This is a genomic window from Brevundimonas sp. UBA4553 (assembly GCF_002387245.1).
Classification (GTDB): domain Bacteria; phylum Pseudomonadota; class Alphaproteobacteria; order Caulobacterales; family Caulobacteraceae; genus Brevundimonas.
Genome location: NZ_DGLD01000010.1, coordinates 143,128 through 163,638 on the forward strand (window position 1 = coordinate 143,128; position 20,511 = coordinate 163,638).

Annotated in this window: 22 protein-coding genes; 19 read left to right on the forward strand and 3 right to left on the reverse strand. The window is 66.9% G+C overall.

All coding sequences use genetic code 11. The features are described 5' to 3' along the window. Positions 1-145: 145 nt before the first annotated feature. Positions 146-1,351, reverse strand: coding sequence for a Na+/H+ antiporter NhaA (gene nhaA, locus B4A39_RS06645; RefSeq protein ID WP_292034585.1), 1,206 nt, complete (start codon positions 1,349-1,351; stop codon positions 146-148). Between the two features lie 209 nt (positions 1,352-1,560). Between nhaA and B4A39_RS06650 the strand changes: the two genes are divergently transcribed. The 5 genes from B4A39_RS06650 to B4A39_RS06670 all read left to right on the forward strand — a co-directional run bounded on the left by B4A39_RS06650 (position 1,561) and on the right by B4A39_RS06670 (position 7,337). After that, positions 1,561-3,024, forward strand: coding sequence for a protein adenylyltransferase SelO family protein (locus B4A39_RS06650; protein WP_292034587.1), 1,464 nt, complete (start codon positions 1,561-1,563; stop codon positions 3,022-3,024). Positions 3,025-3,236: 212 nt separating this feature from the next. Then, complete coding sequence (locus B4A39_RS06655; RefSeq protein WP_292034590.1) at positions 3,237-3,647, forward strand: DoxX family protein; 411 nt, start codon at positions 3,237-3,239, stop codon at positions 3,645-3,647. 145 nt (positions 3,648-3,792) lie between these two features. Next, positions 3,793-4,278, forward strand: coding sequence for a MerR family transcriptional regulator (locus B4A39_RS06660; RefSeq protein ID WP_292034592.1), 486 nt, complete (start codon positions 3,793-3,795; stop codon positions 4,276-4,278). Between the two features lie 2 nt (positions 4,279-4,280). Continuing rightward, on the forward strand, positions 4,281-6,062 hold the full coding sequence (locus B4A39_RS06665) for an acyl-CoA dehydrogenase C-terminal domain-containing protein (RefSeq protein ID WP_292034593.1): 1,782 nt from the start codon (positions 4,281-4,283) through the stop codon (positions 6,060-6,062). A 111-nt stretch (positions 6,063-6,173) separates the two neighbouring features. Then, positions 6,174-7,337, forward strand: coding sequence for an acyl-CoA dehydrogenase family protein (locus B4A39_RS06670; protein WP_292034594.1), 1,164 nt, complete (start codon positions 6,174-6,176; stop codon positions 7,335-7,337). A gap of 28 nt (positions 7,338-7,365) precedes the next feature. Here B4A39_RS06670 and B4A39_RS06675 read toward each other — a convergent pair whose 3' ends face one another. Next, complete coding sequence (locus B4A39_RS06675) at positions 7,366-7,722, reverse strand: hypothetical protein (protein WP_292034595.1); 357 nt, start codon at positions 7,720-7,722, stop codon at positions 7,366-7,368. A 99-nt stretch (positions 7,723-7,821) separates the two neighbouring features. On the opposite strand from B4A39_RS06675, the gene B4A39_RS06680 reads away from it, so the two are divergent. The 10 genes from B4A39_RS06680 to B4A39_RS06725 all read left to right on the forward strand — a co-directional run bounded on the left by B4A39_RS06680 (position 7,822) and on the right by B4A39_RS06725 (position 16,908). Continuing rightward, on the forward strand, positions 7,822-8,541 hold the full coding sequence (locus B4A39_RS06680; RefSeq protein ID WP_292034597.1) for a 16S rRNA (uracil(1498)-N(3))-methyltransferase: 720 nt from the start codon (positions 7,822-7,824) through the stop codon (positions 8,539-8,541). A gap of 70 nt (positions 8,542-8,611) precedes the next feature. Then, positions 8,612-9,973 carry a glutamate--cysteine ligase gene (locus tag B4A39_RS06685; RefSeq protein WP_292034599.1) on the forward strand — a complete coding sequence of 454 codons (1,362 nt, stop codon included), beginning with the start codon at positions 8,612-8,614 and terminating at the stop codon, positions 9,971-9,973. 83 nt (positions 9,974-10,056) lie between these two features. Continuing rightward, positions 10,057-11,649, forward strand: coding sequence for an ATP-binding protein (locus B4A39_RS06690; protein ID WP_292034600.1), 1,593 nt, complete (start codon positions 10,057-10,059; stop codon positions 11,647-11,649). Between the two features lie 13 nt (positions 11,650-11,662). Then, complete coding sequence (locus B4A39_RS06695; RefSeq protein ID WP_292034602.1) at positions 11,663-12,043, forward strand: hypothetical protein; 381 nt, start codon at positions 11,663-11,665, stop codon at positions 12,041-12,043. 63 nt (positions 12,044-12,106) lie between these two features. Then, positions 12,107-12,856, forward strand: coding sequence for a DUF72 domain-containing protein (locus tag B4A39_RS06700; protein ID WP_292034604.1), 750 nt, complete (start codon positions 12,107-12,109; stop codon positions 12,854-12,856). A 76-nt stretch (positions 12,857-12,932) separates the two neighbouring features. Next, positions 12,933-14,003, forward strand: coding sequence for an NAD(P)-dependent alcohol dehydrogenase (locus tag B4A39_RS06705; RefSeq protein WP_292034607.1), 1,071 nt, complete (start codon positions 12,933-12,935; stop codon positions 14,001-14,003). Positions 14,004-14,103: 100 nt separating this feature from the next. Beyond that, the gene (gene phbB, locus B4A39_RS06710; RefSeq protein ID WP_292034609.1) at positions 14,104-14,829 is read left to right on the forward strand and encodes an acetoacetyl-CoA reductase; all 726 of its coding nucleotides are present in this window, start codon (positions 14,104-14,106) and stop codon (positions 14,827-14,829) included. Between the two features lie 48 nt (positions 14,830-14,877). Then, on the forward strand, positions 14,878-15,705 hold the full coding sequence (locus tag B4A39_RS06715; RefSeq protein WP_292034612.1) for a DUF4908 domain-containing protein: 828 nt from the start codon (positions 14,878-14,880) through the stop codon (positions 15,703-15,705). A gap of 366 nt (positions 15,706-16,071) precedes the next feature. Further along, positions 16,072-16,440: a hypothetical protein gene (locus B4A39_RS06720; protein ID WP_292034614.1), complete on the forward strand. Its 369-nt coding sequence runs from the start codon at positions 16,072-16,074 to the stop codon at positions 16,438-16,440. A 156-nt stretch (positions 16,441-16,596) separates the two neighbouring features. Then, a complete protein-coding gene (locus B4A39_RS06725) occupies positions 16,597-16,908 on the forward strand; it encodes a YdeI/OmpD-associated family protein (RefSeq protein WP_292034616.1) in 312 nt (103 codons plus the stop codon). On the opposite strand, the gene gloB is transcribed toward B4A39_RS06725, so the two are convergent. Beyond that, a complete protein-coding gene (gloB, locus tag B4A39_RS06730; protein ID WP_292034618.1) occupies positions 16,905-17,633 on the reverse strand; it encodes a hydroxyacylglutathione hydrolase in 729 nt (242 codons plus the stop codon). The genes B4A39_RS06725 and gloB overlap by 4 nt on opposite strands. A gap of 152 nt (positions 17,634-17,785) precedes the next feature. On the opposite strand from gloB, the gene B4A39_RS06735 reads away from it, so the two are divergent. The 4 genes from B4A39_RS06735 to B4A39_RS06750 are packed head-to-tail and all read left to right on the forward strand — an operon-like array spanning position 17,786 to position 20,450. Next, positions 17,786-18,556: a class I SAM-dependent methyltransferase gene (locus B4A39_RS06735; RefSeq protein ID WP_292034619.1), complete on the forward strand. Its 771-nt coding sequence runs from the start codon at positions 17,786-17,788 to the stop codon at positions 18,554-18,556. 9 nt (positions 18,557-18,565) lie between these two features. Further along, on the forward strand, positions 18,566-19,063 hold the full coding sequence (locus tag B4A39_RS06740) for a SixA phosphatase family protein (protein ID WP_292034620.1): 498 nt from the start codon (positions 18,566-18,568) through the stop codon (positions 19,061-19,063). Further along, complete coding sequence (locus B4A39_RS06745; protein WP_292034622.1) at positions 19,060-19,416, forward strand: DUF952 domain-containing protein; 357 nt, start codon at positions 19,060-19,062, stop codon at positions 19,414-19,416. Before B4A39_RS06740 ends, B4A39_RS06745 begins: the two co-directional genes overlap by 4 nt. Continuing rightward, complete coding sequence (locus tag B4A39_RS06750) at positions 19,413-20,450, forward strand: quinone-dependent dihydroorotate dehydrogenase (RefSeq protein WP_292034624.1); 1,038 nt, start codon at positions 19,413-19,415, stop codon at positions 20,448-20,450. Before B4A39_RS06745 ends, B4A39_RS06750 begins: the two co-directional genes overlap by 4 nt. Positions 20,451-20,511: the final 61 nt, after the last annotated feature.

The following is a 20,511-nucleotide window of genomic DNA, read 5'->3' on the forward strand; positions in this document are numbered from 1 at the left end:
CTCCATTGATAGGCGTAAGCCAGGGTGGGGACAGCGACAAGAACCGGCCAAGCGGCGAACGGCGATTTCAGCCAACGCCGCTCTATATGTGGCGTGAAAGCGACAAAATTCGATGACGCAAGGTCAATATTATCAACGTTCACTTCTACATTGAGGCAGATGACGCCTCTTCTCTTTGCTGCTGACGTCGCGCCGCGAGGCTCAGAATCACGGCGGCCGCGAAGCCAGACAGTAGAGATCCACCAATCACGCCCAACTTGACCTCGATCTGTTCGGCGGAATCGACGGCCCCAGGGAAGGCCAGGACGCCAATGAACAGGCTCATGGTGAAGCCGATCCCGCACAGCAGGCTGACGCCATAGAGCTGCAACCAGCTGGCGCCCGACGGCTTGGCGCCGATACCCAGTCTGGCGGCAAGCCAGGCCGCGCCGAAAACGCCGATCTGCTTGCCGATGAACAGACCGAGGGCGATGGCGATGACCAGGGGCGCGAAGGCCTGCTCCAGCGACAGACCGGCAAACGACACGCCCGCCTTGGCGAAGGCGAACAACGGCAGGACCAGATAGGCGACATAGGGGTGGAGGTCGTGCATCGCCTCCTTCAACGGGCTTTGCGAGGTCTCCGGCCGTGGCTCGACCGGCACGATCATCGCGAAGGCGACCGCCGTCAGCGAGGTGGACAGACCCGAAAGGACGGTCAGATACCAGACCGCGCCGAAGCCCAGCACCCAGAAGGGCCCGGCCATGCGACGGCGACCCAGCAGGGCGAAGGCGGCCAGAACCCCGGCCACGCCCAGGAGCGGCAGCCACTGCACGCCCTGACTGAACAGGACCGCGATCAGGGCGATCGCCCCCAGATCGTCGACGATCGCCAGGGTCAGCAGGAAGACCCTCAGCGACGACGGCAGGCCCTTGCCTACCACCGCAAAGACGGCCAGGGCGAAGGCGATGTCGGTGGCCAGCGGGATGGGCCAGCCCTGAGCCGGCCCGCCCAGCAGATGCGCGACGATCAGATAGACGACGCCGGGGACCGCCATCCCGCCCATGGCGGCGATGATCGGCAGGGCCAGCTTCCTGGGATTGCTGAGCTCGCCCTTCAGAACCTCGTATTTGATCTCCAGGCCGACGACGAGGAAGAAGACCGCCATCAGGCCTTCCTTGATCCAGTTCGAAATCGTCTCTTCCAGCCGAAGAGGGCCGACCTGAAGCACGTGCACGCTCTTCAGCCAGGCGAAATAGTCGCCGGCCCAGGGCGAGTTGGCGACGATCAGGGCGGCCAGGGCCGCGAGGCCCAGGACGGCGCCCGAGCCGGCCTCGGTCTTGAGAAAATCGAGCGTAAGCTTCTTGGCCACGGCGGTCTCCGAAATCAAAAGGACTGTCGTGGCGTCAGGTTATCGACGGACGCCTGACCGGATTCACTCTCATGGAGCGCCAGCCTGGCCCCGGCGCGCACGGCGTGGAACGGGACCTGATCTCTGCTGGTGAAAATACCAGAGCGGGCACGGGGTTCAACCCTGCCTTCGCGGTTGCGAAACGCGGTGCGAACGCGCATCTGCCGCCCATGCCCGTCGCGCCCGCCTATCACCCCGACCCACGCTTCATCGACCTCGGCCCCGAGTTCGGCGATCCGGTGCAGGCGGCTGACTTTCCCCAGACCCTCCTGCGCGTTCGCAATGATCGCGCAGCGAAGACGGTCGGGCTGGAGACGCTGACCGACGAGGAGTGGCTGGCCCACTTCGGCCGCTTTCAGCCTTTGCCGGGCCAGCCGGGGCCGATCGCCATGCGCTATCACGGCCATCAGTTCCGCACCTACAATCCCGATATCGGCGACGGGCGCGGCTTTCTGGCGGCGCAGCTGCGAGAACTCCCTCAAGCAGCCTCCCTCCGCGAGGGAGGCGGTAGGGAAAACAAGAATGGCCGCCTTCTCGACCTGGGAACCAAGGGTTCCGGCCAGACGCCGTGGTCACGCCATGCCGACGGTCGGCTGACGCTGAAGGGCGGCGTGCGCGAGGTCCTGGCCGCCGCCATGCTGGAAAGTCTGGGCGTGCCGACCTGCCGCATCCTGTCGCTGGTCGAGACCGGCGAGGCGCTGGAGCGCCACGACGAGCCCTCGCCCACCCGATCGGCCGTCATGGTGCGGCTGTCGCACAGCCACGTGCGTTTCGGGACCTTCCAGCGCGCCGCCTACTACGGTCGCAAAGATCAGCTCGAGACCCTGCTGGAGCACGCCCGCAGCCTCTATCACCCGACGGTCGCGCCCGGCGACGCGCCCGGCTTCCTCGGCGCCGTGGTCGAACGCTCGGCGCAGCTGACGGCGAAATGGATTTCCGCCGGCTTCGTCCACGGCGTGCTCAACACCGACAATCTGAACGTGACGGGCGAGAGCTTCGACTACGGTCCGTGGCGTTTTCTGCCCCACTACGAGCCCGGCTTCACCGCCGCCTACTTCGACAACTCCGGCCTCTACGCCTTCGCGCGTCAGCCTGAAGCCGTGTTCTGGAACCTGACCCAGCTCGCCGGCTGCCTGAAGCTGATCGCGGACACGGAACCGCAGGTCGCCGCCCTGACCGAGGCGCTCAACAGCTTCGGGCCCGCCTACATCCGCCACCTCCGCGCCGCCTTCCTCAACCGGCTGGGCGTGCTGAGCCTGAGCGAGGCCGCGGAGCAGCGCCTGCTGGACGCCACCCTCGCCCTGCTGCGCGACAAGGGCGAGGCCCTGCGCTGGGAGCCGCTCTTCTTCGACTGGTTCGGCGGCTTCAGCTCCGGCGCGCGCGCCCTGGGCGGAGCGCGCGGCAAGATCTATCAGGGCGAGGCCTTCGACGCCTTCCGCTTCGCCCTGCTGGAACACGAGCCGGATCGTCCCGAACGGCTGGAGCATCCGATGTTCTCGGCCGAGGCGCCCGAGGAGATGCTGATCGACGAGGTCGAGACCCTGTGGTCGGCCATCGAGCAGGGCGACGACTGGCGCCCGCTGCACGCCAAGCTGGCGCGTCTGGACGCCGCCCGGAGCGCCTGGCGCCTTTAAGTCATCAACTGATGTCATCACGCGTTGACAGGCCCCATTTGGAGGCCTAGACGATAATCCAACGGCGTCGGGTTACGAGGAATTGTGGTTTTCGCCACGTGCCCGCCGCAGGTTCCGCCCACCCAGTTCACAGATTGTTACACTTCCTTGACGTTCGCGCTCCGCAATCTGATCTAGCGACTGTTACCAATTCAACCCCAACGGTTTCGGCCATGACCTCGACGACCTTGACGCCCAGCGCCCGTGCAAAATCCGACTACCTGAACCTGACCCTGTGGACCTTCCAGGGGTGGATCGCGATGTTCTTCATCGCGGCCGGCTACGCCAAGTTGACGGAGTCGATGGAGAACCTGACCGTGCTGATGCACTGGCCCGCCATGGCCAGCGCCAACTTCGTGCGCGGTCTGGGCGTGGTCGAGGTCGTCCTCGCGGTGATGATGCTGGCGCCGCTGGTGTCGTGGCGCTTCGGTCGCCCCCTGCTGCTTACCGCCAGCGTCGGCCTGCTGGCCTTGCAGAGCATCATGCTGATCCTGCACGCCACGGAACTGAACATCGGTCTGGCCCTGACCAACCTCTTCCTGATCGCCATCACGGCGCCGGTCTTCTGGTTCCGCCGCCACTGATCGCCTGACAAACTCCTCCCCGGATCGGCCGCGGCGGGCGCAAGCTCGCCGCGGCCGATTTGCGTTCAGGCCCTGCCGTTCACAACTTGTCGAAGGGGCGAGCGAGAAGCTTCCCTTTACGTCCGCGTCAAGTTATGTGTGGCGCATGGCGACCGCTGATGATCACCGCACCTATTCCATCCGGCACCTGTGCCGCGAGTTCGGCGCGACCGCGCGCGCCCTGCGCTTCTATGAGGACAAGGGCCTTCTGACCCCGGCCCGAAAGGGCCAGACGCGGGTCTATGACAGCCGCGACCGCGCCCGCCTGAAGCTGATCCTTCGGGGGCGCCGCATCGGCTTCACCCTGCAGGAAATCCAGGAGATGCTGGATCTGTATGACCGCAAGGATCACAACGTCCATCAGATGGCCGTGGCCCTGCGTCGTCACCGCGCCCAGGTCGAGGCGCTGAAGCAGCAGCTCGAAGACATCGAGGGCGCCATCCAGACGGCGGAAGAAGCCTGCGCTTGGATGGAGTCCAAACTGGGCGAACACCGCCCCGACCTTCTGCCGGGGGCGGACAAATACGCCAGCCTGCTGAGCGAACGGCTCAACCCCGACAACCAATTCCAGCCCTTCAAAGCGAGAGCCTGATCATGGCCTACAAGGCGCCTGTCCGCGACCTGTCCTTCGTCCTTCACGACGTCCTGGAGGTCGAACGTTACGCCAACCACTTCGCCGACGCCGACCTGTCGCGCGACCTGATCGACCAGATCATCGAGGAAGGCGGCAAGTTCGCTGAAGAGGTCATCGCCCCGATTAATCGTCCGGGCGACCAGGAAGGCTGCCATATCGACGGCGACGTCGTGACGACGCCCAAGGGCTGGAAGGACGCCTATCACCAGATGGTCGAGGCCGGCTGGACCAGCCTGGCCTTCGGCACGGAATACGGCGGCCAGGGCCTGCCCTCGATCGTGTCGATGGCGGTGGGTCAGTTCACGGCGGCGGCCTCGGCGGCCTTCTCCATGTATCCGGGCCTGACGGCGGGCGCCTATCACGGCATCGAAGCCTCGGCCTCGGACGAGCTGAAGCAGACCTATCTGCCCAAGATGGCGACCGGTGAATGGACCGGCACCATGAACCTGACCGAGCCGCAGTGCGGCACCGACCTGGGCATGGTCCGCACCAAGGCCGTGCCCAACGGCGACGGCTCCTATTCCATCACCGGCCAGAAGATCTGGATCTCGGCCGGCGAGCACGACTTCGCCGACAACATCATCCACACGGTGCTGGCCCGCGTCGAAGGCGCGGTTCCGGGCATCAAGGGCCTGAGCCTCTTCGTGGTGCCGAAATTCCTGGTCAACGAGGACCGCTCCATCGGCGAGCGCAACGGCGTCTCGTGCGCCGGTCTCGAGCACAAGATGGGCATCCACGGCAACGCCACCTGCGTCATGGCCTATGAGAACGCCAAGGGCTGGCTGATCGGCGAAGAAGGCCGCGGCATGAACAACATGTTCGTGGTCATGAACGAGGCCCGCCTCGGCACCGGCCTGCAAGGCCTGGCCATCGGCGACGCCGCCTATCAGGCCGCCGTCGAGTTCGCCAACGACCGCCTGCAGGGCCGCGCCCTGACCGGCGCCAAGAACCCGGACGGCCCGGCCGACCCCATCATGGTCCACCCCGACGTGCGCCGGATGCTGCTGGAATCCAAGGCCTTCGTCGAAGGCGGTCGCGCCTTCATCCTGTGGACCGCCCTGCAGGCCGACCTGCAGAAGTCCTCGGACGAGGCCACGGCGACCAAGGCCAAGGACTACATGGGCCTGATCACGCCCGTGCTGAAAGCCTATCTGACCGACAAGGGCTTCCACGTCGCCTCGCTGGCCATGCAGGTCCACGGCGGCTCGGGCTACACCGAGCACTTCCCCGCCTCTCAGTATCTGCGCGATGCACGCATCACCATGATCTATGAGGGCACCAACGGCATTCAGGCCCTGGATTTGGTGGGCCGCAAGCTGCCGTCCAACGGCGGTCGCGCCATCATGAGCTGGTTCGCCGATATCGACGCCTTCGTGTCCGAGAACGGCGACGACGAGGCCATCAAGCCCTTCGTCGACGGTCTGGCCGACACCAAGAAGAAGCTGCAGGACGGCACCATGTGGCTGATGCAGAACGGCATGGCCAACCCGGACAACGCCGGCGCCGCCTCGACCGACTACCTGCACATCTTCGGCCTGACGGCCCTGGCCTATATGTGGGCGCAGATGGCCAAGTCGGCGCAGGCGAAAATCGCCGCCGGCGACGCCGATCCCTACTATGTGACCAAGCTGCAGACCGGCCGCTACTTCGTCGAGCGCATCCTGCCCGACGCGAGCGCTCATCTGACCAAGATGAAGACCGGCGCCGAGGTGCTGATGCAGATGCCCGCCGAGGCCTTCTGATCCGGCGCTGACCATCGGGGCCTCTCTCGCGAACGCGAGGGAGGCCCCTTCTCTATCGACCGCGCCCAGACGACCGTCAGAGTCCGAGCCGCGCCAACAGGAAACGCGACCATGAACGTGCTCAACACGCCCGAACCCGACTTCATGCAGGACGAGGAGATCACCCTCTTCTCCGACAGCGTCGGCAAATGGATCGACGAGCACGCCCCGCCCGAGAAATTCCAGCAATGGATCGCCAACTCCTCGGTGCCGCGCCAGTTGTGGAACGACGCGGGCGACGCTGGTCTGCTGGGCCTCAGCCTGCCCGAGGAAGACGGCGGCTTCGGCGGCGACTATCGCCACGAGGTGGTGCTGATGCGTCAGCTGGGCTGGAAGGGCGCGGACCACTTCGGCATCTCGCTGCACAACGCCATCGTCATGCCCTATATCTGGCACTACGGCACGGCCGAGCAGAAGGCGCGCTGGCTGCCGCGCCTGGCGTCTGGCGAACTGGTCGGCGCCATCGCCATGACCGAGCCAGGGGCGGGCTCGGACCTGCAAGGGATCAAGACCACCGCCGTCAAATCCGGCGACCACTATGTCCTGAACGGCTCCAAGACCTTCATCACCAACGGCCAGCTGGCCAACTTCATCATCGTCGTCGCCAAGACCGACCCGGCCGAAGGTGCCAAGGGCACGTCGTTGATCGTGGTCGAGACCGACGGCGCCGAGGGCTTCGAGCGCGGCCGCAACCTGCACAAGATCGGCATGGAGGCCAACGACACCTCCGAGCTCTTCTTCAATGACGTGAAAGTCCCGCTGGACAACGCCATCGGCGGCGGCGAGGGTCAGGGCTTCGTCCAGCTGATGCAGCAGTTGCCGCAGGAACGCCTGAACATCGCCGTCCAGGGCGTGGCCGCCGCCGAGCGCGGGCTGGAGGCGACGCTGGACTACGTCAAGCAGCGCAAGGCCTTCGGCAAGCGGGTGATCGACTTCCAGAACACCCAGTTCAAGCTGGCCGAGGTCAAAACGAAACTGACCGTGGCCAAGGTCTTCGTCGACCACTGCATCGGCCTGCACCTGAAGGGCCAGCTGGACGCCGCCACGGCCTCGATGGCCAAATACTGGGTCACCGACATCCAGGGCGAGACCATCGACGAGATGCTGCAGCTCTTCGGCGGCTACGGCTACATGAACGAGTATCCGATCGCCCAGCTCTACAAGGACGCCCGCGTCCAACGCATCTACGGCGGCACCAACGAGATCATGAAGCTGCTGATCGCGCGGACGCTGTAAAACGCTTAGCGACAGGGCCTGCGCAGACTTAATCGCGGGCTCTCCACGGGCGCTGTCGCCAGACCCAACGGATCGCAAAGACAATCGTGACGATCCATAGCCCCAGCGCGGGGAGGCCGAACAGTGGCACGAAGGGGACAAAGAAGGCCGCGAGCCAGAACCACCCCCAAGTCAGATACCAGCTCCATTCCAGAATGCCTTCAACAAGGCCGGGCACGCTGGCGTCACACGAAATGAAGACAATCAGGGCATCGCTGAAGTGGCACCCCGCCGGTCCCCCGCTGTAATAGGGAAGCGCAAACTGCGCATAGCTTCCCACCGCAATAATTGTCGCCGCCACGACGGCCGCAATGGGGCCAACCCGGCGTTCAAAGTTGCGCAGCATCTCTTCACCTTCACGTTCGGCGCTTTGAGCGTGGCCGAGACGTCCGCCAAGGGCAAGGGCGAGGGTGACGGCGGCCCGCCATCCGCCTAAACCGCCCCCATGATCCGTTTGCACGTTCAGGGCGACCTCGCCCCCGGCCTCGCCGTCGCTCCGACCCTCGACCAGTCGCGCTATCTGACCCAGGTGATGCGGCTGAAGGCAGGCGACGACCTGCTGGTCTTCAACGGCCGTCACGGCGAATGGCGCGCCAGCGTCGCCGAGGTGCTGAAGAAGGGCGTCATCCTGCGCGCCGAGGAACAAGTGCGCGCGCAGACCCACGGCCCCGATCTAGAGCTGATCGTCGCCGTGGTGAAGAAGGCGCGGATCGAAACCATCGTCGAGAAGGCCACGGAACTGGGGGCCGGCCGCGTGCGTCTGGCCCTGACCCATCGCACCAACGCCGACCGCCTGCGTCTCGACCGGCTGGACGCCATCGCCGAGGAGGCCGCCGAGCAGACCGGGCGGCTGGACGTGCCCCTGGTCGATGATCCGATCAAGCTGGACGCCCTCCTGGACGGCTGGGACGCCTCGCGCCGCCTGATGTTCTGCGACGAGACCGGCGGCTCGCCGGCCGTCTCGGCCCTGACCGCTGCGGGCGGGGGCAAGTGGGCCATCCTGATCGGTCCCGAGGGCGGTTTCTCGCCCGAGGAAGGCGAGCGGCTGCGCGGCCTGCCCTTCACCACCGCGGTCTCCCTGGGTCCGCGGATCCTGCGCGCCGACACCGCCGCCATCGCCGCCCTGACCCTGTGGCAGGCGGCCATCGGCGACTGGGACCGATAGAAGTTTTGCGCCTACCCTCTTGAGCGGGGCCGTGGCCTCGCCCATCTAGCCGCGACAGCAGGGGTTACAGATGACCGACACGGCGCCGCTTTCCAGAGAGCAACTGATCCACGCCATGTCGAAGGGCGAGAAGCCCGCCGACCAGTGGCGCATCGGCGCTGAGCACGAGAAGTTCGGCTTCGACAAGTCCAGCCTGCGCCGCCCCGCCTACGACGGCGAGAACGGCATCCTGGCCATGCTGACCGGGCTGCAACGCTTCGGCTGGTCGCCGGTGGAAGAGGCCGGCCACGTCATCGCCCTCGAACGCAAGAACGCCGAAGGCTTCACCGCCTCGATCAGCCTGGAGCCGGGCGGTCAGTTCGAGCTGTCGGGCGCGCCTTTGCAGACCATCCACGACATCTGTTCGGAAACCGGCCAGCACCTGATGGAGGTCAAGCAGGTTGCGGACCAGCTGAACCTCGGCTTCCTCGGCGCCGGCTTCGACCCCCTGTGGCGGCGCGAGGACGTGCCGGTCATGCCCAAGGGCCGCTACGGCATCATGCGCGCCTATATGCCGAAAAAGGGTTCTCTGGGCCTCGACATGATGCTGCGCACCTGCACCATCCAGGCCAATCTCGACTTCGACTCAGAAGCCGACATGATCATGAAATTCCGCACCTCGCTGGCGCTTCAGCCCATCGCCACGGCCCTGTTCGCCTGTTCGCCCTTCACCGAGGGCAAGCCCAACGGCTTCCTGTCGGCGCGCGCCAACGTCTGGACCGACACCGATCCCGACCGCACCGGCATGCTGGACTTCGTCTTCGCCGACGGCTTCGGCTACGAGCGCTACGCCGACTATGCGCTCGACACCCCCATGTATTTCGCCAAGCGCGGCGAGACCTACGTCGACCTGTCGGGCCAGTCGTTCCGCAAGTTCATGACCGAGGGTCTGGACGCCCTGCCCGGCGAGCGCGCCACGGCCAAGGACTGGGCCGACCACCTGACCACCCTCTTCCCCGAAGTCCGCCTGAAGCAATATCTGGAAATGCGCGGCGCTGACGGCGGACCGTGGAGCCGCATCTGCGCCCTGCCCGCCCTGTGGGCCGGCATTCTCTATGATGCGCCGTCGCTGGCCGCCGCCTGGGACCTGTGCAAGGACTGGGACATCGCCGACCACGAGCGCTTGCGCCGCGACGTAACCCGTCTGGGCCTGAAGGCCGAGGTGGCGGGCCGCAGCGTGCGCGACATCGCCGTCGATCTGGTCGAGATCGCCAAGCACGGCCTGAAGAACCGCGCCCGCTTCAGCGGCGGCATGGTCGACGAGCGCGGCTATCTGTCCGAACTGGAAGACATCGCCGACAGCGGCGTGACCCCGGCCGACCGCTTGCTGGAGCTGTATCACGGCGACTGGCAGGGCGACGTCAGCCGCATCTACCGCGACTTCGCCTACTAGGGGTCAACCCAACGTCACGGGCCGGCAATGCGACCTTAACCGGAACGCCCTAGAGACGGGGTATCCGTTCACAAGGATCGCTCATGACCTCCGCCTCTGCCGCCGCCCCTGCCAAGACGGGACAGCCGCAGTTGGTGCGCGACACGGCGGCTGATCTGGCGACCTTTTTCGACGTCTCGCTGGACCTGCTGGTCATCCGCGATCTGGCGGGGATCATCGTGCGGGTCAGCGCCTCCTGGGCCGCGACCCTCGGCTACGATCCCGACGATCTGATCGGCTTGGCCATCCTGACCCTGGTCCACCCCGAAGACCTGCCCGCCACGCGCGACAGCGTCGTCGAGGTCGAAACGCGCGGCCCCGACGCGCCGGTCCTGGGCCACGTCAATCGCTACCGCCACCGCGACGGTCACTACGTCACCCTGGAGTGGCGCGCCCAGAGATTTGGTGATCGGATCTACGCCGTGGCCCGCGACGTCACCGCCAAGATCGCGGCGGAACGCGCCCTGGTCGACGCCACGGCGGCGGCCGAGGCCGCCAACCGCGCCAAGTCTGAGTTCCTGGCCAATATGAGCCACGAAATCCGCACTCCGCTGAATGGCGTCATCGGCATCGTCGACGCCCTGTCCCGCACCCAGTTGTCGCCCGAGCAGGCCGAGATGGTGGGGCTGATCGCCAACTCCGGCGTCACGCTGGAGCGACTGGTCTCGGACATGCTGGACGTTTCGCGCATCGAGGCCGGCCGGCTGGAGCTGGAGTTGCGCCCCTTCGATCTGGACGAGGCGCTGAGCGCGACGCTCGAAACCCTGCGAATCCGCGCCGAGGACAAGGGCCTGGCATTCCACGTCGAGCGGCCCGCCCACGTGCGCGGCGCCTTCGTCGGCGACAGCGTCCGCATCGGACAGATCCTGGGCAACCTCCTGTCCAACGCCGTCAAGTTCACCGCCCAAGGCGCTGTCTCCGTCCGCTTCGCCCTGAGCGAGGAGGATTGCGCCCCCACCCTGCTGTCGTTCGAAATCGAGGATACGGGCGTCGGTTTCGACGCCGACCACGCCGCACGCCTGTTCCAGCGCTTCAGCCAGGCCGACAGCAGCATCACCCGTCGCTTCGGCGGCACGGGCCTGGGTCTGTCGATCTGTCGCTCGCTGACCGAGATGATGGGCGGACGCATCACCGGCGCCTCCACACCTGGCGTGGGCAGCCGCTTCCGCGTCGAACTGCCCCTGCCGCGCACCGAAAGCCCGCCCGACGCGCGCGACGGTCTCGGACAGGCCGCCGGTCCCGCCCCATCACGCCGGCTGCGCGTCCTGCTGGCCGAGGACCACCCGGTCAATCAGCGCGTGGTCCAGCTGATCCTGGGAGACCATGTCTCCGAACTCGTCACCGTGGACGACGGCGACCAGGCGGTCGCGGCTTTCAAGGCCCAGTCGTTCGACGTGGTGCTGATGGACATGCAGATGCCGGGCATGGATGGGCTGACCGCCACCCGCGCCCTGCGCGCCATCGAACAGGCGCGCCCCGCCCTCGCGCGCACGCCGATCCTGATGCTGAGCGCCAACGCCATGGCCGAGCACCGCGAGGACGCCCGCGCCGCCGGCGCCGACCTGCACCTGGCCAAGCCCGTCACCGCCTGCGACCTGCTGGCCGCCCTGGCGATGCTGGTCCCGTCACAAGCCTGAGATACCGAGACCCATGAAGATCCTCGCCGCCCTGATCCCGGTCATCGCCCTGGCCATGCAACTGCCCAACGAGCAGACGGCGCCGGCGCGGTTTCATGGCGAATGGAACAAGGTCCTCGCCGACTGCGGAACCGCCAATAACGATTCCCTGATCGTGATCACCGCCACACGGATCGACTTCTACGAAAGCGCCGGCGACATCAGGAGCGCCGCCCTCAACGGCCCGAACGAGCTTCTGATCGTGGCCGATGTCAGCGACGCAGAGGAGACCTCGATAACGGAGTACAGGTTCACGCTGTCCGACGACGGCCGGTCGCTCACCTATGTCGACGAAACGGACGAGCCGTTCGTTCGTCATCGGTGCCCGGCCTCCAGAACCCTTTCGCCCGGGTAGACGGCGGTTGCCCCTCGCCCCGCCCCGGGTGCATGAAGTTTCGAGGCATTCACGGAGGCGGTCATGACGGGTTCCATCCATATCGGCGTCGGCGGCTGGACCTTCGAGCCATGGCGCGGCGTCTTCTACCCCGAGGGCCTGACGCAGAAGCGCGAGCTGGAGTTCGCCAGCCGGGCGCTGACCAGCATCGAAATCAACGGCACCTATTACTCCACCTTCAAGCCCGACAGCTGGATGAAGTGGCGCGACGAAACCCCCGATGACTTCGTCTTTGCGGTCAAGGCCAGCCGCTACTGCACCAATCGCAAGGTCCTGTCCGAGGGCGGCGAGAGCTTCGACCGCTTCCTGTCGCAGGGCCTGACCCTGCTGGGCGACAAGCTGGGGCCGATCAACTGGCAGTTCATGGGCACCAAGAAGTTCGACGCCGAGGACTTCGAGGGCTTTCTGAAACTGCTGCCGAAGGAGAAGGACGGCGTGCGCCTGCGCCACGCGCTCGAGGTCCGCAATCCGACCTTCGCCTGTCAGGAATTCTACGACCTGGCCCGCAAGTACGGCGCGGCCATCGTCTACGCCGTCGACGACGAGGAGCCGACCTGGCCCCAGATAGACGAGGCCACCGCCGACTTCAGCTACGCCCGTCTGATGTCCAGCCGCGAGGACGAGCCCACGGGCATGACGTCCGACGAGCTGGACGCCGTCGCAGCCCAGACCCGTGCTTGGGCCAAGCGCGGCGACATCTTCGCCTACTTCATTTCCGGGGCCAAGGTGCGGAACCCGGCGGCCGCCCAAGCGCTGATCGCGAAGCTGAAATAGCGGCCGGGTCGTCTTGCGACGACGCGGGGCGCGTCCCATCTGCGGCGCGCCTTCCCGCCAAGCTTGAGGATGTCCCATGCCGATCGCCACGCGCGCCTTCGCCGCCACCGCCGCTGACCAGCCGCTGAGCCCCTACAGCTTCCAGCGCCGCGATCCCGGCCCGGACGACGTGGCCATAGAGATCAAGTATTGCGGCGTCTGCCATTCCGATCTCCACATCGTGCACAACGACCTGGGTGGCACCCGCTACCCCATCGTGCCCGGCCACGAGATCGCGGGCGTGGTCACCGCTGTCGGCGCCAATGTGACCCGCTTCAAGGAAGGCGATCGCGTCGGCGTCGGCTGCATGGTCGACAGCTGCCGCACCTGCGTCTCCTGTCAGGCCGGCGAGGAGCAGTACTGCGTCCCCGGCATGACCCAGACCTACGGCTCGCCGGATCCCAAGGGCGCCGAGGTCGGCCAGTCGGTCACCCAGGGCGGCTACTCCGACCGGATCACGGTGGATCAGAACTATGTCCTGTCCATCCCCGACAGCCTGCCGCTGGATGCGGCCGCCCCTCTGCTGTGCGCCGGCATCACCACCTACAGCCCCCTGCGTCACTGGAAGGTGGGTCCGGGATCCAAGGTCGCTGTCGTGGGCCTGGGCGGCCTGGGCCACATGGCGGTCAAGCTGGCCGTGGCCATGGGGGCGGAAGTCAGCGTCCTGTCGACCTCGGACCGCAAGAAGGCCGACGCCGAGCGCATGGGCGCCAAACATTTCCTGATCAACTCGGACAAGGCCGCGATGAAGGCGGCGGCCGAGAAGTTCGACCTGATCATCAACACCGTCTCGGCCACGCACGAGATCGCCAGCCACCTGAACCTGCTGGCGCGCGACGGGACCATGGTCATGCTGGGCCTGACGACCGAGGGCCTGCCAGTCTTCGCCATGCCGTTGCTGTGGCGTCGGCGCAGCGTCGCCGGCAGCCTGATCGGCGGCATCCGCGAGACCCAGGAGATGCTCGACTTCTGCGCCGAGCACGGCATCGTCTGCGACATCGAGACCATCGCCCCGCATCAGATCAACGAGGCCTATGTCCGGATGGAGAAGTCCGACGTCCGTTATCGCTTCGTCATCGACATGGCCCAGATTGGCGCCGCCGCGTAACGACGTCTTCTCTGGCAACGCTTGCCGCGCTAAAGCGTAGTCTTGAGGGTGGGGCGTCGTCGGCGACGGCGCCTCAAATCAAGGGACAGGGAAACGCATCATGGCGAGAGTGGCTTTGGTTACCGGGGGCACCCGGGGCATCGGCAAGGCGATCGTCCAGCGATTGAGAGAGGACGGCCTGTCCGTCGCCGCCGGCTATTCCGGCAATGACGAGGCCGCGGCGGCGACCGCGCGCGAACTCGGCGTCATGGTGGTCAAGGGCAATGTCGGCTCGTTCGAGGATTGCGAACGGGCGGTGAAGGCGGTCGAGGCCGAGCTTGGCCCCATCGACGTCCTGGTGAACAACGCCGGCATCACCCGGGACGGCTTCTTCCACAAGATGAGCGCCGACCAGTGGTCCGACGTGATCCGCGTCAACATGGACAGCGTCTTCAACATGACGCGCCAGGTGATCAACGGCATGCGCGACCGGGGCTTTGGCCGCATCGTCAACATTTCCTCGATCAACGGCCAGAAGGGCCAGATCGGCCAGACCAACTATTCCGCGGCCAAGGCCGGCATGATCGGCTTCACCAAGGCCCTGGCGCTCGAAAACGCGCGCAAGGGCGTGACCGTCAACTGCATCGCCCCCGGCTATATCGACACCGAGATGGTGGGGGCCATGGACCAGAAGGTTCTGGACAGCATCATCGCCCAGATTCCTGTCGGAAGGCTCGGAAAAGGCGAGGAAATCGCTGACATGGTCTCCTGGCTTTCGGGCGAACGTGCCGGATATGTCACAGGCTGCACCCTGTCGCTGAACGGCGGCCAGTACCTGGTTGGCTAAATCGGCTTTGCCTAAAATCCGCCGTTCGGGCGTTCCACCACTGCATCCATGATGGCAACGGTCGAGGTTGAGGCGGAGAATCCGCCGCTCTTCGCCGTCCCGGCGCCGCGCGCCCGGACGGTCGCGGGCGTGCGCCTCGACCTCGCCGCCCTGATGCTGCTCACCGCCTGTCTGGCCGCCACCCCGGCCGCGGCTCAGCTGCGCTCCAACGCCCAGATGGAACAGAGTCGGGCCATCCGCGACCAGTCGGTGACCCGCACCCTGCCCCCGCCGGGGCGATACTCGTCCGAAGCGGGTCAGACCTTCATGCTGGACCGCGCGGGGTCCCTGACCCTGCTGCGGTTCGAGCGCTCGACCGAGACCTGGGCCCTGCGCCCTTCGTCGGCGCCGCGCGGCGACACCATCTATCGCAACGACGCCGGCGAGCAGGTTCTGCGCGTCACGCCTTCGGGCGGCATCACCGTCTATACGACGCGCAATCCGGGCGGTTCGCCCGTCTCCCTGACCGGTCCGGCCGTCAGCCTGGAGCCGACCAGCCTCGGCCCGGTGCAGATGTTCAACCTGATGACCCGCCGCAGCAGCCTGGTCAGCGAGGCTTTGGGGCGGCTCGTCCGCATCAATCTGGACGGCCAGGAATCCGAGGCCCTGTGCATCGAGGCCCTGATCGTCACCACCGACGCCGTGGTCCGCATCGCCCGCTCGCCCAGCGCCCGCCCCTTCCTGGACCGGCTGCGCAGCATCACCGTCATCGAAGGCTCGCGCGCCTCGGTCAGCTATTCCAACGGCGACCTGCGCGTCGTGGTCGACCCCAAGCGCGGCATCGCCGGCCGCCCCTCCTCCGCCCGCGTCATCCGCGCGGTGATCCCGCAGGACTGACGGGAGAGCGGACGCGCGTCCGCAATCGACCCGTTGCGGACGTTCAAGCGGATGCTATGTTCTCGTGATGAACAGCGATCTGCGAGATTCACTTAAGGTGTGGGCGAGCATTATCGCTTTCGTCACGACCTCTTGGGCGGTGCTTCGCTGCGACCTGTTCCAAGGCCTGGCAGACAAGGTGCCTTCCAGTTGGATGTGGCTGTTCGTTGGCGTCACGGGGGTTTGGAACCTAGGACGGTTCAGCTTGGGCCTGTGGCAACGTAGAGCCTCAAGGGTCAAATAGCCGAACGTCCGCTTCCCATCCCTAGCCGACACTCCCAACGTCCACTGTTGAGCTTCCATGTGGGCCCGCCTAGTCTCACACGGATGAGCCAGCCCATCCCCCGTTTCATTGCCCCAACAGTGCTTGTTCTTGCGGTGCTGGCCGTAGCGTTCGCCGGCCTAGGCGGGATGGTCATCGGCGACAAGATCTACCCGCTATTCGGCGCTGGCGTCCTGTTCTGCTTATGCATGATCCTCGTGTTCAATATCGTTCTCGGGGGGCTGGTTTCGACCAGAGCGATGTACGGTCTTACAGCGAGTCAGGGCGCGCTCATGGGAGCGTGTGGCGGCCTTTTCCTCTTGCCCGGCTCGGGTCTGCTGGCCCTGATAGGCCTAACAGCGCTCGGCGCAGCCGTCGGCGTGATCAGCCAGTGGGCGCATGAGTTTCGGCGGTCGATTGTTTTCGGCGATTGAGCTCCAGACCCACCCGTATGACCTCAGTCGGTCCAAGGCAGAGGCGAAGGGATCAAGGTCCGCTTTCCACCCATAGCCGAACTCAGGCTCCCCGCCGGTGGTGGACAATCCGGCGTCTCGTGACCAAGCTCCGCATTCCTCGAAGGAGACACTTCAATGGCGAGTGATTTTCCGCAAGGCGTCGTCCATGACGCGGACGCCGATATGCAGGCGGCCTTGCGGGCCGATACAGAGGTCTTCGAGCTTTGGAAGGCCCTGACGCCTCTCGGTCGCAACGAGTTCATCTGCTGGGTCGAGGACGCCAAGCAGCCCAAGACCCGCCAGCGCCGCATCGAACGCACGGTTGAGGAATTGCAGGAGGGCAAGAAGCGTCCCTGCTGCTGGGTCGGCTGCATCCACCGCACCGACAAGGCGCCCAGCCCTTGGCAGCAGGCCGTCCTGATCGACGGCAAGGCGAAGGACGGCTAGCCCCTGAACCCGTCCTTGGCCGCGCGGCGGGCGGCGAAGTCGGCGGCGTCGGCGGCGCGCAGGAAGGGGTTGAAACGCCGCTCCGTCGCGACGGTGGTCGGCACGGTCGGTTGGCCGCGTTCTCGGGCGGCGAAGATCGCCTCGGCGTGGGCCTGCATCTCGGGCCGGTCATCGAGACTGAGGGCGAAGCGGGCGTTGGACGCCGTATATTCGTGCGCGCAATAGAGGGTGGTGGCCTCGGGCCAGGCGGCGATGCGGTTCAGGCTGTCCCACATCTGCTCCGGCGAGCCCTCGAACAGACGACCGCAGCCCAGGGCGAAGATGACGTCTCCGACGAAGGCCAAGCCGTCGCCCGCTGCGCGATAGACCACATGACCCAGGGTGTGGCCGGGCGACAGCACCACCTCGAACGTCGTCTCGCCCAGCCGCACCACGTCGCCGTCCACCACCACGCGATCCAGAGGGGCGGCGCGGCGCACCTCTTCCGGGCCGACGATCTCGCAGCCGGTCTCGGCCTTCAGCCGTTCGTTGCCGCCCGTGTGGTCAGGGTGCCAGTGGGTGTTGAGGATCAGGTCCAGCCGCCCCCAGCCCGCCGCTTCGATCTCGGCGAGGATGGCCTCGGCGTCCGGCGTGTCCACGGCCGCGACCCGCCCCGTCGCCTCATCGCGGATCAGGAAGCCGTAGTTGTCGGACAGGCAGGGAAACTGGCGCACGGACAGGGTCATGGACGCATCCTAGCAGCCGATGCCGTGCAGGGACTATAGTGGCCGCAAGAGACCCAGGCCTGACCATGCCGCCCAAAGCCCGACCGGGCGTCGGCGACCGTTCGCCGCCCCACGGAGCGATGAGCGCAGCGAATGGAGCGTGAGTGAGAGAAATGCGGCGCAGCATCGACGATCTTCGCACCTTCTACGGCGAGCCCACCGGCGCGCTGGTGCGACGCATGCTGGCGCGGCGTCTGGACGACGCCTGGGGCGAGGCCGAGGGCAGCGACGTTCTGGGCCTGGGCTACGCCACGCCATGGCTGGACGGGTTTGTCGGGGCCCGGCGCGTCATCGCCGCCATGCCCGGCGGACAGGGGGCCGAACAATGGGCCTCGGGCGGACGCAACCGCACGCTTCTGGTCGACGAGCGACGCCTGCCCTTCGCGGCCGGTGCCTTCGACCGCATCCTTCTGGTCCACGCCCTTGAGGAGGCGGACGATCCGCGCGCCCTCCTGACCGAGGCCGTGCGCGCCCTCGCCCCGGCCGGCCGGATCATCCTGGCCACGGCGGCGCGCGGCGGCATGTGGGCGCGCGCGGAAGCCACCCCCTTTGGTCACGGCCGCCCGTTCACGCGCGGCCAGCTGGAACGGCTGGTGCGCGAGGTGGGGCTGGAGCCCGCCGCCTGGTCCCAGGCCCTCTATGTCCCACCCTGGCGACCCTTGCTGCCCATGGCCGACGGCATAGAACAGGTGGGTCGCTGGATGCTGCCGGGGGCGGCGGGCCTGATCATGCTGGAAGCCTCGCGTCAGTCCTACGCCCGCGTGCGACCGCAGGGTCTGGCGCAGACCGTGCTGGCCGGACGGCCGGCCCTGAGCCCCTCGCCCGCGTCACGCGACCATGGGCCGCCCGCCCATGCTCTGGTCGGCGACCGCAAACGGCCTTAAGGCGAGCCCATGCAGCGACTGATCATCATGCGTCACGCCCAGGCTGAAAAAAGCGCCCCCGGCGGCGACGTCGACCGCCCCCTGTCCAAACACGGCCGTCATGACGCCCTGGCCATGGGACGGGCTCTGGCCGAACGCGGCCTGCGACCGGACACGGCCCTGGTGTCCAGCGCCCGACGCACCCATCAGACCTGGGACGCCGTCAGCGAGTCGATGGGCGACGTCGAGGTGCGCCTGTCGCCCGCGCTCTACAACGCCTCGTCGGACACCCTGCGCCGCGCGGTCGAGGCCGCCGAAGACGACGCGGGTTGCCTGCTGCTGGTCGCCCATAATCCGGGCGTGCACCAACTGGCGGTCGAATACCTGATCGAAAGCGCCGCCTCGCCCGGCGTCATGGACAAGATGAGCGGCGGCTTTCCCACCGGGGCGGCGGCCATCTTCACCGTCGACGTCGCCGGACGCCCGACCTACGAAGGCTGGCTGACCCCGCACGACCTCGAAAAATGACCCACGCCCTGCCGACCACGGCCTTCAAGATTCTGAGCCGCGCCGACTGGCGCGCGACCCTGGCCGAGGGCGCTTATGACGGTTCGCCCGTCGACCGCGCCGACGGCTACATCCACCTGTCCGCGGCGGACCAGTTGGCCGGCACCGCCGCCAGACACTATGCCGGTCAGGACGATCTCATGCTGGTCGAGGTCGATCTGAAGGCGCTGGGCGACAGCCTGATCTGGGAGCCGTCTCGCGGCGGCGCCCTCTTTCCCCACATCTATGGCCCCCTGCCGGTTGCAGCGACGCGGGGCGTGCGCGCCCTGTCGGTGACGGACGCGGGCGACATGATCCTGAGCGAGCCTTCATGAGCCTGACCGACCTTGGCGCCGCCATTCTGCGCCAGATGGATCCCGAGACGGCGCACCGTCTGGCCATCCGCGCCCTGCAGGTCACGCCCCTGCCCGCCCCTGGCGCCGATGATCCAATCCTGAAGACCCGCATCGCCGGGCTGGAGATGTCCAACCCTGTCGGTCTGGCCGCCGGTCTGGACAAGAACGGCGAGGCGCTGCACGGCCTGTCGCGCCTCGGCTTCGGCGCCGTGGAATGCGGCTCGGTCACCCCGCGCGCGCAGGCAGGCAACCCCAGGCCGCGCCTGTTCCGTCTGTCGGAAGACCAGGCGATCATCAACCGCATGGGCTTCAACAACCAGGGGCTTGAGCCCTTCGCCGCGCGATTGACGGCCCGCCCCAAACGCACGGCCATCGGCGCCAACCTGGGGGCCAACAAGGACACCGAGGACAAGGCGGCGGACTATGTGGCGGGTCTGAAGCGTCTGGCGGGTCTGGCCGACTATTTCACCATCAACATCTCCTCGCCCAATACGCCGGGTTTGCGGGCGCTGCAGGGCCGCGAGGCGCTGGATGACCTGCTGGGCCGGATCAACGAGGCTCGCCCTTCCGACGGAGCCCCGGTCTTCCTGAAGATCGCCCCCGACCTGATCGGGGAAGAGATCGGCATGATCGTGGAGGCCTCGCTGGCGCACCGCATCGACGCCCTGATCGTGTCCAACACCACGCTGGAACGCCCCGCGTCGCTGAAGTCCGGCTTCGCGGGCGAGGCCGGCGGCCTGTCGGGCGCGCCGCTCAAGCCCTTCGCCCAGAAGGCGCTGGAAGCCGCCGCCGAGGCGGCCGCAGGCCGTCTGCCTCTGATCGCGGTGGGGGGTGTCGCCAGCGGCGCTGACGCCTGGGCGCGCCTTCGAGCCGGCGCTTCGGCGGTGCAGGTCTATTCGGCGCTCATCTATCAGGGTCCGGGGCTGGTCGGCGCGATCAAGCGCGACTTGGCCGCGCGGCTTCGCGCCGAAGGCTTCAGTCACATTTCTGACGCGGTTGGTTCGGGCCGTTGACGGAGCATTAGGGCAAGCCGCTGCATCATCGGCCCGATAGGCGAATTCGCCTGCTCGGAAA

What these genes read in the sequence shown, in the direction of transcription:
- B4A39_RS06750 (WP_292034624.1), top strand. Translation starts at nt 19,413, where the DNA reads ATGAGCCTGACCGACCTTGGCGCCGCCATTCTGCGCCAGATGGATCCC.
- B4A39_RS06670 (WP_292034594.1), top strand. Translation starts at nt 6,174, where the DNA reads ATGAACGTGCTCAACACGCCCGAACCCGACTTCATGCAGGACGAGGAG.
- B4A39_RS06735 (WP_292034619.1), top strand. Translation starts at nt 17,786, where the DNA reads ATGCGGCGCAGCATCGACGATCTTCGCACCTTCTACGGCGAGCCCACC.
- B4A39_RS06740 (WP_292034620.1), top strand. Translation starts at nt 18,566, where the DNA reads ATGCAGCGACTGATCATCATGCGTCACGCCCAGGCTGAAAAAAGCGCC.
- B4A39_RS06665 (WP_292034593.1), top strand. Translation starts at nt 4,281, where the DNA reads ATGGCCTACAAGGCGCCTGTCCGCGACCTGTCCTTCGTCCTTCACGAC.
- B4A39_RS06685 (WP_292034599.1), top strand. Translation starts at nt 8,612, where the DNA reads ATGACCGACACGGCGCCGCTTTCCAGAGAGCAACTGATCCACGCCATG.
- B4A39_RS06680 (WP_292034597.1), top strand. Translation starts at nt 7,822, where the DNA reads ATGATCCGTTTGCACGTTCAGGGCGACCTCGCCCCCGGCCTCGCCGTC.
- B4A39_RS06745 (WP_292034622.1), top strand. Translation starts at nt 19,060, where the DNA reads ATGACCCACGCCCTGCCGACCACGGCCTTCAAGATTCTGAGCCGCGCC.
- B4A39_RS06655 (WP_292034590.1), top strand. Translation starts at nt 3,237, where the DNA reads ATGACCTCGACGACCTTGACGCCCAGCGCCCGTGCAAAATCCGACTAC.
- B4A39_RS06690 (WP_292034600.1), top strand. Translation starts at nt 10,057, where the DNA reads ATGACCTCCGCCTCTGCCGCCGCCCCTGCCAAGACGGGACAGCCGCAG.
- B4A39_RS06695 (WP_292034602.1), top strand. Translation starts at nt 11,663, where the DNA reads ATGAAGATCCTCGCCGCCCTGATCCCGGTCATCGCCCTGGCCATGCAA.
- B4A39_RS06705 (WP_292034607.1), top strand. Translation starts at nt 12,933, where the DNA reads ATGCCGATCGCCACGCGCGCCTTCGCCGCCACCGCCGCTGACCAGCCG.
- B4A39_RS06660 (WP_292034592.1), top strand. Translation starts at nt 3,793, where the DNA reads ATGGCGACCGCTGATGATCACCGCACCTATTCCATCCGGCACCTGTGC.
- B4A39_RS06725 (WP_292034616.1), top strand. Translation starts at nt 16,597, where the DNA reads ATGGCGAGTGATTTTCCGCAAGGCGTCGTCCATGACGCGGACGCCGAT.
- B4A39_RS06650 (WP_292034587.1), top strand. Translation starts at nt 1,561, where the DNA reads ATGCCCGTCGCGCCCGCCTATCACCCCGACCCACGCTTCATCGACCTC.
- B4A39_RS06720 (WP_292034614.1), top strand. Translation starts at nt 16,072, where the DNA reads ATGAGCCAGCCCATCCCCCGTTTCATTGCCCCAACAGTGCTTGTTCTT.
- B4A39_RS06675 (WP_292034595.1), bottom strand. Translation starts at nt 7,722, where the DNA reads ATGCTGCGCAACTTTGAACGCCGGGTTGGCCCCATTGCGGCCGTCGTG.
- gloB (WP_292034618.1), bottom strand. Translation starts at nt 17,633, where the DNA reads ATGACCCTGTCCGTGCGCCAGTTTCCCTGCCTGTCCGACAACTACGGC.
- B4A39_RS06715 (WP_292034612.1), top strand. Translation starts at nt 14,878, where the DNA reads ATGATGGCAACGGTCGAGGTTGAGGCGGAGAATCCGCCGCTCTTCGCC.
- phbB (WP_292034609.1), top strand. Translation starts at nt 14,104, where the DNA reads ATGGCGAGAGTGGCTTTGGTTACCGGGGGCACCCGGGGCATCGGCAAG.
- B4A39_RS06700 (WP_292034604.1), top strand. Translation starts at nt 12,107, where the DNA reads ATGACGGGTTCCATCCATATCGGCGTCGGCGGCTGGACCTTCGAGCCA.